10 protein-coding genes are annotated in these 11855 nt (G+C 48.1%); all 10 read right to left on the reverse strand.

Annotated elements, in window-relative coordinates; translation table 11 throughout:
- Positions 1-3 precede the first annotated feature (3 nt).
- Positions 4-861, reverse strand: coding sequence for a dTDP-4-dehydrorhamnose reductase family protein (locus tag BLV15_RS21205; protein WP_090231718.1), 858 nt, complete (start codon positions 859-861; stop codon positions 4-6).
- Complete coding sequence (locus tag BLV15_RS21210; RefSeq protein ID WP_090231719.1) at positions 858-2108, reverse strand: glycosyltransferase family 4 protein; 1251 nt, start codon at positions 2106-2108, stop codon at positions 858-860. The genes BLV15_RS21205 and BLV15_RS21210 overlap by 4 nt, the downstream gene beginning before the upstream one ends.
- Positions 2105-3223, reverse strand: coding sequence for a glycosyltransferase family 4 protein (locus BLV15_RS21215; protein WP_090231720.1), 1119 nt, complete (start codon positions 3221-3223; stop codon positions 2105-2107). The genes BLV15_RS21210 and BLV15_RS21215 overlap by 4 nt, the downstream gene beginning before the upstream one ends.
- Entirely contained in the window at positions 3217-4479 is a 1263-nt protein-coding gene (locus tag BLV15_RS21995; RefSeq protein WP_139210765.1) for a hypothetical protein, read from the reverse strand. The genes BLV15_RS21215 and BLV15_RS21995 overlap by 7 nt, the downstream gene beginning before the upstream one ends.
- Entirely contained in the window at positions 4451-5674 is a 1224-nt protein-coding gene (locus BLV15_RS22000) for a glycosyltransferase family protein (protein WP_139210766.1), read from the reverse strand. Before BLV15_RS22000 ends, BLV15_RS21995 begins: the two co-directional genes overlap by 29 nt.
- Entirely contained in the window at positions 5655-6845 is a 1191-nt protein-coding gene (locus tag BLV15_RS22005; RefSeq protein ID WP_139210767.1) for a lipopolysaccharide biosynthesis protein, read from the reverse strand. Before BLV15_RS22005 ends, BLV15_RS22000 begins: the two co-directional genes overlap by 20 nt.
- A 2-nt stretch (positions 6846-6847) precedes the next feature.
- Complete coding sequence (locus BLV15_RS21220; protein WP_090231721.1) at positions 6848-7870, reverse strand: NAD-dependent epimerase/dehydratase family protein; 1023 nt, start codon at positions 7868-7870, stop codon at positions 6848-6850.
- A gap of 81 nt (positions 7871-7951) precedes the next feature.
- Positions 7952-9229: a Vi polysaccharide biosynthesis UDP-N-acetylglucosamine C-6 dehydrogenase TviB gene (gene tviB / locus BLV15_RS21225; RefSeq protein WP_090231722.1), complete on the reverse strand. Its 1278-nt coding sequence runs from the start codon at positions 9227-9229 to the stop codon at positions 7952-7954.
- An 86-nt stretch (positions 9230-9315) separates the two neighbouring features.
- Positions 9316-10599 carry a Wzz/FepE/Etk N-terminal domain-containing protein gene (locus BLV15_RS21230; protein WP_090231723.1) on the reverse strand — a complete coding sequence of 428 codons (1284 nt, stop codon included), beginning with the start codon at positions 10597-10599 and terminating at the stop codon, positions 9316-9318.
- Positions 10600-11396: 797 nt separating this feature from the next.
- On the reverse strand, positions 11397-11681 hold the full coding sequence (gene ihfB, locus BLV15_RS21235) for an integration host factor subunit beta (protein ID WP_090231724.1): 285 nt from the start codon (positions 11679-11681) through the stop codon (positions 11397-11399).
- Positions 11682-11855: the final 174 nt, after the last annotated feature.

Below are 11855 nucleotides of genomic sequence, written 5' to 3' on the forward strand. Positions count from 1 at the left end.
AAATTAACGCTGATCACGCATCATTTTGACCAATTCCGGCCAGGCGGGAGGTTGGTAACCAGCCTCCTTACGAAAGCGAGAGGAATCCAGTGAGCGATCTATGTGGATCTGTTCATCCGGGACTATCTCGATCTTGTGTCCGTAGGCTTCCGCCACCAGCCTTAACAGCGCCAGCTTGTCGATTGGCTCTGCCGACACATGATAGAGGCCATGCAGGTCAGAATTTGGTACTACATAGTCCTTCATCAACCGGGCCAATTCTACCGTAGGCAAACCGGAAAATATGGCCTTTGCGTAACCCTTAACCGAACCCTTTTGGGCGAGGAACCAGTCAATTAGTGAGAGGTGGGTATCGAGCTCATGGCCGATGATGGACGTACGCAGCGTAACGGCGTGAGGCACCTCGTGCAGCTCGCCAATGAACTTTGACTTTCCATAGAGATCCTCCGCGTCCGAAAGATCATCTTCGGTATACATGCCCTTGCGCCCGGAAAATACACAATCCGTGCTAACATGGATCATCCGAGCGCCCATCAATCCACAGAGTTTCGCCAAACGATGTGGCAGCATGGCGTTGATAGGTAGCGCCGACAGCGGATCTTTGGCGCCTGCCAGTTGCTTGATCAGACCGATACAATTGATGATGACATCTGGGCGAACGCACTCCAGCAAACTGACTAACGCGTCTTGCTCGAGAACATCGACATTGTTAATTAAATTCCCGTGAAGTGAATCAGAATAATGGCGCCGTCCCACTGAACTGCGTAGCGTCCCCCATGTCTGGAAGGCCGAATCGCATGAAAACTGCCTAAATACCGCACTACCGAGCATGCCTGTAACGCCAAAGACTAAAATCCTCACCTTTTAACCTCTCTGTCCTGAGCGATCCGTTCCTCAAGTATCTCGATTAAACGCCTGCCCTGGGCGTTCATCTCAAAATTTGCAGCAAAATAGCGTTGTCCAGAGTCACCCAACTGAATGCGCTCGGCGGCCGACATGTGAAATAACCGCTCAATCGCACGGGCCAGCTCAGCACTGTCTTCAGCTGCGCAGCAAAATCCCGCGCGCGCCTCTTGGACGATTCGTGCACCTTCCCCATCCAACGCTGCAATAATTGGCCGCCCTGCAGCAAGGTAGGCCTGCAGTTTGCTCGGTACAGTCAGGCTGAAAACGTTGCTCTTCCTCAACGTGACAAGTAGACCTGCCGCGCGACTGAAAAAATGAGGCATTTCGGAGGAAGGGAAACGACCGACTAGGTACATATTATCCAAACCCAATGCGTCTTTCTGCGCCACAAGCCATGCATACATGCTACCGGCACCAACAATTATGAGCTTGCACCTGGGCAAATGTTTTAACCTTGTCGCGGCGGCCACCAAGGTTTCCAGTGACTGAGCAGTGCCTAGATTGCCAGCAAAAACCAGACAAAAATTCTGCTCCATGAAAGCTAACAACTCTGCAGGAATCTCCGTCTGCATTGTTTTCTCAGCCACATTCTGCGCATAACAATTAGGATAGTAGACAATTTTACTTTCACTGGCATAACGCATAACGGAGGTCTTAAATGCCCGCGACTGAATGAGCAGGGTATCACTAAATGCGTAAAGAGCCCTAACAAGCACACCAACACAAAACAATAAAAAACGGCTTCTAACAAAGCCTGTCGCCCTGAGACTTTCCGGCCAGAGATCCTGTACCCATACAGCAAGATGCGCTTTCGCCTTCCACTTCAAAAGTACGGCTGGCAGCATGGATAAAATCGGCGACGGCGCAAAAACGAAAATCACATCATATGGTTTGCCCCCTGTTTGGAGGGCCTTGGGAAAAAAACGAATACCATTGAAAACAAAAGAAAGATAGTTCAGTGTCAGTCCTATTGCGCCGCGCCCACGAGGTCGCAATGGAGCCCGGAAGACCGGTATTTTTTTGGCGTACAATTCCCGATCACAGCCATGTGATGTGTATCCCGGAAATACTTTTCCCTCCGGATAGTTAGGCTTGCCAGTGAAAACCTGGACCTCATGTCCCTGCGCGACCAAAGTCTTCGCCAGATCGTTAATAATGAACGTCTCCGGCCAGAAATACTGGGTAACTAAAATTATCTTCACGTGTTCGCAATCTTGAAAAGCGCGTGCCAAGTAAGCATCGCCGTACGAGACCACTTGTAGTCTAGCGACCGCTCAATTACACGTGCAGAAAGCGCCTGTAGCAGTACAGGATCAGAGAGAGTCTCTGCTAGAACCTCCGATATCCGCTGCGGATCATCTGGAGATACGTATCTGATTGCTGCCCCTCCGAACTCAGGCATCGGAGCGTAATCGGAGGAGACAATAGGCACGCCAGAGCCCATAGCCTCCAAAAGAATATTTGGACAGTTCTCACAGGCCGACATGAAAGTGAACAAGCTCGCATGTTTATAGAGTGCAGGCAACGCTGCGTAAGAGTACTCACCGAGTAGAAATACCGACGCATCTAGCTCCCGCCCTAAAATGAAGCTTTGTACTTCTGCGGCAGCCTGCCCACCGCCGCCGCCCACAATCAACAACTTGTACTCATCACGGATGGATTCACTAAGCAGAGTATAGGCTTCAACCAACTGTAAGTGACGCTTGTAAAACTCAAACCGGGAAACATATAGAATGTACTTACCCGAAAAAGGGAGAGCAGGCCGCGCCAGCGCCTTATTCCCTACAAAAAAATCATTACCGATACCATGTACAATGGTAACCGCCCGATTGACCGATATATATCGTTCAATGACGCGACGCGCATAATCTGAAATGAAAATAACCAAATCTGCCGAGGCCATACTCGCGAGCATGCGCTTTCTCAGAAGATAGTTCTTAAACTTTAGCCTAATGGATTTTGCATCTGCCAACGCTTGCTCATCGAATGGAAGCATATTCCTGAACATGGTTACGACCCGGCAACCTTTCGGTGCTCGAGTGTTCACAATGCCGCCTGGACAAAACAATATGTCCGCTTTTAACCTCGCAAGCCAGACAGGCAGGATGAAGCACTCCCAGAACAGTCTCAGCACTGGGTTGTAAACTGGAAAACGGGTTCTTACACGGCGCACACTTTCCGACTGAAACTGGTCAAGATCGTCATAACCAAAGACATATACCTTAACATGCTCCTGTGGAAGATTTTCCAGCAAGTTGTAAAGGTATGTCCTCCCCCCTCCGACTTTGGCAGAAAAGGCGTTAATAACAACTACCATAACCGAACCCTTAGCCGAACAAATAAGCCTATAACAGCAAGCGGAAAAACAACAAACAATACAAAAGAAAAAAATACATTTGTGAATTCCGAGTAACTAAATCGTGCCGCCACCAAAACGTAGTTGAACACCAATATAAATAACACACCCTTGAAGTAAAAATTAGCACCAACATCAAAACAGTACACTACAGCCCTTTTAAATAGATAAACAGCACTAAACATTACAATCATAGTTAAAAGCCCGCCCCACAAAAAACCTGGAAACATTCCGAAGTTCATAACCCCCTCTACAAAAGAACCCGGCGCCAAATTGGATAGCCCCTGCCACTGATCGCCAGTATAGATTTTTGTGAAAACCAACCCGCCAGTATCAGGCTTTTCTGGATAGATAGCTCGAGGGATAAAATTTGTAAAAAGAGTGGCATATGTCGCACCAAGAAGCGGTTCATTTACATCACTACTTGCTAATATTTCTAAGGGATTCGTTCCATAATAAAAATGGGCATAATTCAACTTCTCAAAGCTTAATTCTGAGAAATCATTTCCACCAAAATCATTTCTAAAAGCCCCATAGAAAGCGACAAAAAACAAAAACAAAAATAAACACCCAACAGAAAATACCAAGCCTATTCTTTTAATAAGATAGTGCCTCATAACCAATATCGTAATCAAAGGCATCAACAACGAAGAGCGAGAACCAGAAGTTAAACAAACAAACAAAAAGATACCAGTAGATGATAGGAAGATGAAAATTTTGAGCGCACTCTTTTTACAGTCGAGCATGAATATATAGCACAAATAAACGTAAAAAACTTGAACCGAAGAAAAGACCACCAAGATCCAGCCGCGCCCCTCTAACTCAACCACCCTAAAGGCAAGGGACATCAAGTACGCTACAAGCCCACCCTCATCAATAACCATTTTTATCTTCAAGCAAAAAGCAGGCAACAGCAAGAAAAAAAGGATCGCATATTTTCCAATTGGAACAGCCTGCATATTAACATACTCACTAAACTCAAAATTTGAGTCTATAAATGCCACCACCACTAAAGCGACCATCAAGAATAAATATGCAAAAATAGTCAAACCCGAAACGTCGCCAGCAAACACACCGAGATAGAAAAGAAATGTGAAAACGAATAAAATCTTTCCAGGCGACAGTAAATCCTTATTCAGTAGAAACATTATACATCCAACAAATAAAACTATCGCAAATAAAATAAAGTCAACCACAAGCGCCGCCCAGATACTCATCAGCTACGTTATTCAAATCATATGCAAAAAGAACGTCCTCAACTTGATTTAAAGAAAAGCCATTAAAAACAGCCCTAGGAATAAAATCACCAACAGCATCTAAAGACGTTAGGTCTTTTATATGGAATACCCTCCCATTTAACCTATCATCACATAGCAACTCCGTCCTATCCTCTTCATAAAAATTCACTATTGGCAACCCCGTAGCTACATATTCAACAACCTTACTTGGTGTCATAACACAATTTGAATTCTCTATATTTATCAGAACATCAGCCCCCCTGATTAACTCAACAGCTTGGTCACGAGGCACCACACCATGGTGCCTCACACATCCCACATTCACCGCTGATGTTGGGACACCATTTAGAGGACCATATAGGTTTACAGTAATATCTAACCTTTCACGAAGTCCATTAAAAAAATTCACCATAACATCTGGCTCTCGTATGCCACGATGAAAAGCTCCCACATAAACAAGATTAAAGGGCTCTTGCGCAACATGTCTTGCCGGCTGAAAAAAAGAGCCAACATCAACTGCGTGAGGTATAACAGCTGCCGTAGCGCATGAAACTGCCCCAAAAAAAATCTTATACTCTATTAAAGTTTTCTCATTAGTAAATATAGCCTTATCCGCAGACTTAATGACTTTTTTCTCAAAGAATGAATTTAACGTTTTATAGATTTTTAGATTATTAGGCGGCATTGAAATAGAAACAGAAAACGGGTCACCATAATCCGCAACCCAACGGCAATTATTTTTTTTAATTCTTTTGTAAAATAAGCCACCTAAATGCGCAGAGAATGTTGGAGAGTAACTGACCACCAGATCATATTGCGCATGTCTGTGTTTAAATAGAGAGGTCAATAAAAACGGTAGCCAGTGCCACAGGCCATCAGGCCAGAAAAAAAGGCGATTCACTTTTTTTAGCAGACCAACAGTAGCTGAGCGTATTGCCCTCACCCACCCAGATGGCTCCATACTCGAAGGTTGCGTACTGTTCTGCCTCCTCAGGAAACCAATACGCTCCACCGTAACACCATCCCTGATCTCACAACGCACATCATCTACACGCCCTGAGATCACTTTCACTTCATGCCCTGCTGCAGCCCATACCTTTGCAATTTGGCTCCAGCGATAAGCGTGGGCCCCGACAAAGGGTTCGAAATAGTAGTTAATGATCAAAATTTTCATGAGCTGTTCTTTTCATATGCAGAATCAATGCGCCTGCGGAGCAAAGATAACCGAAAGCGCAAGCCCATGCCACGCCATAAAGTTTACTGAAAAAAAGCATAACTGGCAGAGTCATAATAATCGTTAGCAGCCCCAAGCAGATACTCTTTAACATACTTCTATATTGCCCTAGTGCTAGCAAAAAAGTCGAAGCCGGAGCAGAAATCAAAGAGCACAACGAGCAGCCTGCGAACAACAAAAAAGTTAGTCGGGCACCGGAGTATTTTTCCGCACCGAGAAATGGCATTACGTACCATACGATTGCGACGGCAATGATCGAGGCCAAAAGTGCGTATGGTAGTTTTTTATAGAAAGCAGAAATAATATACCTTACCTCTTCAGTACCGCCACTTGCCATCCTGGGGAGTAATACAACATTTATCGCATAGACCGCCATTGAAAATAACGCTTGATAACGCATTGCAACACCATAAACAGCAACGTTGCTGGCCGACCCCATAAAGCTGACAAGCACAAGCGCAATATATGGCATGCAACCAGCTAAAACCGAGTAGAGTACAATATCCGCTCTCATCACCAGATAATTAATAGAACCTGCCACCTCACCAAGATTTGACTCACTACGTTTTATAGCAACGGAGCGGGGCGAATGGTTTGCACACAGCACAATAACCCATGTTGAAAAAATTAACACAATCAGAAAATAATCCGCCAGTTGCGCACCCACAAGAACCAATACGGCAGTCAAAGAAGCCCATATACAGTTTTTCAATATATCCATACCGATAAATCTTTTAAACTCTTCGTTTTTCTGTGCCTCTATCCTCGACATCTGAAAGCATATGAAAACTGAATATCCTGCCAAAAAGTAGAAGCCCGCCTTGTATTCTAAAACCGTGACTGCGTAGACAAACAATACGCTTCCAATTGGCAAGGCAATTAATAGACGTTTTTGCTGAGCATTAACTATAAAATTGGAGTGATCAGCAATATAAAGTCGTTCAATCAGGCCGCAGGCAACCTGATACCCCATCATAATTGATGTAAACACCACCGTGAAATAAGCGTACTGGTCAATTGCCAGAAAGCTGATTAAATACAGTGACACACTGATGTTAATAGCCTTTGAAAAGCCATCGCCTAAAAAAACCGCCACGATACGCTTCAGCATACTCAGAGGATCTGCTTAACATACCAACTGGTAACCGCTTCCAGTCCTTGACGTATTCGCCAAGCAGGCTGATATCCAATAAGATTTTTCGCCTTACTTATATCAGCCAGCGAGTGCCGAACATCACCTTGGCGAAAGCCAGCATGACTCGCTGTAAGAGAATAGCGAAACCCACTGCGATTCACGCACTCTCTCATGTAATCAAAAAGATCGTTAAGCGTCGTTTGATCGCCTACAGCAACATTATAAATCTGATTCTTAGCTGAGTTACTTGCCGTTGCAGCTAATAGGTTTGCCTGAACCGCGTTCTCGACGAAACAGAAATCTCGACTGGTTTCACCATCACCATTTATAATAATTTCCTCGCCCTTAATCATTGCAGCCAGCCATTTCGGAATGACCGCCGCATACGCTCCGTTGGGATCCTGACGCTTACCAAAAACATTAAAGTAACGCAGTCCTATCGTATTAAATCCATAGGACTTCGCAAAAACCTCCGCATAAAGTTCATTGACATATTTAGTAACAGCATAAGGTGACAATGGTTTGCCAATTACATCTTCAACCTTGGGGAGGCCAGGATGATCACCGTACGTAGAGCTGCTTGCCGCGTAGGTGAAGCTCTCCACCTGAGCGTCCCGCGCTGCCACTAGCATATTCAAAAAACCAGAAATGTTTGTGCTATTTGTCGCAACAGGATCGTTAATGGAACGTGGTACAGAACCGAGCGCAGCCTGATGCAAAACATAATCCACACCTTTGCACGCCTCATGGCAATGCTCCAGCTCGCGAATATCACCCTCAATAAACCTGAACCGGGCCCACTGCTCCCCGGTGACTTTCCTTTGCACCTCATCAAAATTTCTCTGATGTCCGGTTGCGAAGTTATCCAGGCCAATAACTCGCTGATTCAGCATCAACAACTTTTCAAGCAGATTGGAGCCGATGAAGCCTGCCACACCTGTAATCAGCCAGGTCCTCGGAGCATTCGGGAGTTCTCGTAGCAGTGTTTCGTAGTAAGTCATCTATGCAGTGTTCCTAACGAAAATACGCCGGCAGCGGTCGAAAGAATTCCTGTGTTGGCCGTAGCACTCCAACCTTCCGGGTTACAAGCGCAAGTCAGACTCCTCGGCGCTCAACAGATATTTCAGATCGTAAAGTACCTGCCGCTTCTTGCCGTATTTCCGAATACTTTCTGCACCTAACGTACGGAACTCATCGTGCGCAACGGCTAGAACGATCCCATCGTAGGTGCCCAAAGAAGGCTCGCTGATCGGGGAGATTCCGTACTCGTAACGAGCCTCGTCGTGAACGACCCATGGATCGTAGACGTCTACCAGAATGTTGTACTCCGCCAGCTCGCTGACAATGTCCACCACACGCGTGTTGCGTAGATCCGGACAGTTTTCCTTGAAGGCCAAGCCCATCACCAGCACGCGAGCACCTTCCACATGGATGCGCTGCTTCAACATGGCTTTCACCAGCTGCGAAACTACGTAGGCTCCCATCCCATCGTTCAAGCGCCGACCTGCCAGGATGATCTCCGGGTGGTAACCGATGCTTTGAGCTTTGTGGGTCAGATAGTACGGGTCGACCCCAATGCAATGTCCACCGACCAGTCCAGGGCGGAATGGCAGGAAGTTCCACTTGGTGCCGGCAGCCTGGAGTACGGCTTCGGTATCGATGTCCAGCTTGTTGAAGATGATTGCCAGTTCGTTGATCAGAGCGATATTGAGGTCGCGCTGAGTGTTCTCGATCACCTTGGCAGCCTCGGCAACCCGGATACTGCTGGCCTTGTGTGTGCCTGCAGATACGATCTCCCTGTATAAGTCATCGACCATATCAGCAACCTCAGGGGTCGATCCTGAAGTAATTTTTCTTATAGTTGTGACTCGATGTTCTTTATCTCCCGGGTTAATACGTTCTGGGCTATACCCAGCAAAAAAATCCACGTTGAACCGAAGCCCCGAAACTCTCTCCAAGACCGGGACGCATTCTTCTTCCGTAGCCCCTGGATAGACTGTCGACTCATAAATGACGACATCACCCTCTTTCAAAACTGTACCGATACTCTCGGAAGCCAAGATCAGGGGCGTCAGATCCGGCTGCTTGTGCTTATCGATAGGCGTCGGAACGGTTACGATGAATACATTACAGTCCTTCAGGGCGCTCAAATCGGCGCTATAGACGAGTTGCACTGCCTCTTTCAACTCATCGTCAGCCACTTCCAAAGTGGCGTCATGCCCAGCCTTCAGGGCGTTGATTCGCGATTGGTTGATGTCGAAACCTACCACGGAACGACGCTTGCCGAACTCAACCGCCAGTGGCAGACCGACATAACCTAACCCAATGATGGCGAGCTTTACTTCTTGCAAGCTGAACATATCAACATCCATTTAAACAACATTGAAGACTGTGCCAAAAAAATGAATATGTAAAAATCCATTTTCCCCTTAACCACCAGGCAATATCAGTTCTTCCGGGAAGAGCTGGAAACCAATATGCGGACCAAAGCCACAAAGACGCCCAGCATTACGCCAAGCACAAGGCCCGCCGCCAAGATCAATGCCTTCTTCGGTTTGACCGGCGAATAGGGTGCCCCCGCGTACTGGTCAATATTGACCAGATTGAGGTTGGCAAGGTTGAGGTTGAGGTTTTTCAACTTCGCAGCTTCCTTGTGCCAGTCGGCATAAGCGCCAATGAAAAGATCCTCTTCATCACGTTGTTTGAGCTGTTCGATTTCCCGGTTCTGATTCAGCAACTGTAATTCTTTCTCGATCTGACCTACACGCGGCTCGGTGAAATCGTCCGAACCCCGCTTCTGCAGCGCAGCCTTTTCCGCCTCCAGCGCGTCGGTACCCATGAAGTACAGTGGTATTTGCTGATTGTTCACTTCGGTACGAATGACATTCCCCTGGGAGCCGGCCGCAGGCTGGCCCGCATTGCCCAGGGACGAGGGCGTGGCCGGCCTGACAATGTTCAGCGATCTGGCTATCAGGATCGCCTCATTCAGCTGAGCGATGCGGTCCTCCCTCCGGGTACGCAACTGCTTGCGCAATGCCTTGAGTTCGTCATTCAACTTCGCACGCTTGAGATCATCGGCTTCGGTAAGCGCGGCAATCCTCGCTTCCTTGCTTGCCTGATAACTTGAACGCTCCGCGGCCATCGTCTGCTCGAGTTTGGTGAGACGGTTCTGAACGATGACTTCAACATCTTGGGCGATCGCGACTCGCTCCCTGCCGATTACATATTCGATCAGGCCGTTTGTTATTTCCGGGCCTTTTATATTGGCGGGGTATATGTAGGAAAGTCCCACGAACGGAAAGCTGCCCTCGCTTCGCTTAGGATCAGGCCGTAGGGTCTTCATGTCCTCGTTCACCCGACTGAATGCTTGCTCCAGCGTTGCCCCACCTTGTGGCGTTTCTGAGTCGAACAGTTCCTGGTTCTTGCGAAAAAACTCCAGACGGTACTCATAGGAGTCAATGCCGGCGCCTACCCGTTTTAGCGCCTCTTCCGGAGACAGCTTGTACAGTCCCGAACTGTTCAGCTCGTCCAGGTCCTTGGCCGAAGCGGGCCGCAGTGTTGTCTGGGTCTGGTAATAGGGAGTGGCCATCAGGGCGTAGGCCAGCGCGATAAGGGTTGCCGCGAACGTGATGCCAGCAATTAGAAACTTGCGCTGCCATAGCGCACGAATCAGTTCAACAATATCGATCTCATCGTCTCGCCGGGGCGATACAGTCGGGTTGTTCAGCATCGGAAGGGTAATTCCATTGAAGCAACTGGCTAAGGGCCAATCGCAAAGATGGGTGATTTGGGATTGGGAAGTTGGTCTGCTCTGCTATGCGCTTCTCGCAACCTGCAGAGCTTTGTCGCTCCCAACTTCAGAACAAGGAGCTGGCCAGCATGAACTCAATGGAAATGTGGTTCCCATGAGGCCCTCGAGTGAGGGTTTCCGCCCATTGCTCAAGCCGCCGTCGATCAGCACGCTAGTGCACTCATCATTTACTGGCGACTGGCCACACGAACAATCCAAACCCTGTCGGGCACTACAATGGAGGATGTCGAGATGACTCATGGCAGTCCTTTAACGCGCTTGTCCACATAATTGCCGGAAACCCATACCGTTGGGTTTTCCCAATTTACCGGTTTGGTTCGGCTTAGGCTTTGATCTGTGACGCCGGAAAAGTGGTCAATTCCTTAGGGCGACTCACTCATGGGTTGCAGACGAAATAAATCGAACAACTTGCTTTTCCAGATTTACCCCAGCCCCGATACGGCAACGTCAACGTGGCCTGTTCCGGCGGATGCAGCCTATCAAAATCTGAGCATAGGGGGGAACCGTAACAGCCGTGTTCACGTGCTGGCTCTATTGCGGGAGAAGCTGTTCGGCGAGTCGGTAGGCTAGTGCCAGCGCGCCCTGTAGCGCAAACAACGATCAGGGCTATTGCGGAGTAGATAGGGCGGGTGGAACCGTTACTTGGGAGAAAATTCTTCGCGAGGCGCGAAGGTCATGAAGGAGGAACGGCCATGCACGCTACCGCACGGATGAAGTCACTCATCCTCATTCACCCGATCGCGCAGCTCTTTCCCTGGCTTGAAATGCGGGACGAACTTTCCGTCCAGAGTAACCGACTGGCCGGTTTTTGGGTTGCGGCCGACGCGGGGGGCGCGGTAGTGGAGGGAGAAGCTGCCGAAGCCGCGGATCTCGATGCGGTCGCCAGTGGCCAGCGCCTGGGACATTTGTTCCAGCATGGTCTTGATCGCCAGCTCGACATCCTTGGATGAAAGCTGACCCTGGTGAGTGACGATTCGCTCGATCAACTCCGACTTGGTCATGGTTTTCCCTTCTTTTTCAAGCGGCTAGATCATTACGGGAGTTTCGGTTTTAGCACGCTGAACAGACTTTGAACAGCCTGAAAAGGCGTCTAGCTCGATGATTCGAAAAGAATTTCACCCTTTCGCGCTGCCGGGCCACCCGAAGGAGGCATCGGGCGGAGGGTGGCCCGCATT

This window comes from Pseudomonas kuykendallii (assembly GCF_900106975.1).
Classification (GTDB): domain Bacteria; phylum Pseudomonadota; class Gammaproteobacteria; order Pseudomonadales; family Pseudomonadaceae; genus Pseudomonas_O; species Pseudomonas_O kuykendallii.

Excerpts from the sequence above, each read along its gene's own strand:
- BLV15_RS21215 (WP_090231720.1), bottom strand. The coding sequence starts at position 3,223 with ATGGTAGTTGTTATTAACGCCTTTTCTGCCAAAGTCGGAGGGGGGAGG.
- BLV15_RS21230 (WP_090231723.1), bottom strand. The coding sequence starts at position 10,599 with ATGCTGAACAACCCGACTGTATCGCCCCGGCGAGACGATGAGATCGAT.
- ihfB (WP_090231724.1), bottom strand. The coding sequence starts at position 11,681 with ATGACCAAGTCGGAGTTGATCGAGCGAATCGTCACTCACCAGGGTCAG.
- tviB (WP_090231722.1), bottom strand. The coding sequence starts at position 9,229 with ATGTTCAGCTTGCAAGAAGTAAAGCTCGCCATCATTGGGTTAGGTTAT.
- BLV15_RS22000 (WP_139210766.1), bottom strand. The coding sequence starts at position 5,674 with ATGAAAATTTTGATCATTAACTACTATTTCGAACCCTTTGTCGGGGCC.
- BLV15_RS22005 (WP_139210767.1), bottom strand. The coding sequence starts at position 6,845 with ATGCTGAAGCGTATCGTGGCGGTTTTTTTAGGCGATGGCTTTTCAAAG.
- BLV15_RS21220 (WP_090231721.1), bottom strand. The coding sequence starts at position 7,870 with ATGACTTACTACGAAACACTGCTACGAGAACTCCCGAATGCTCCGAGG.
- BLV15_RS21995 (WP_139210765.1), bottom strand. The coding sequence starts at position 4,479 with ATGAGTATCTGGGCGGCGCTTGTGGTTGACTTTATTTTATTTGCGATA.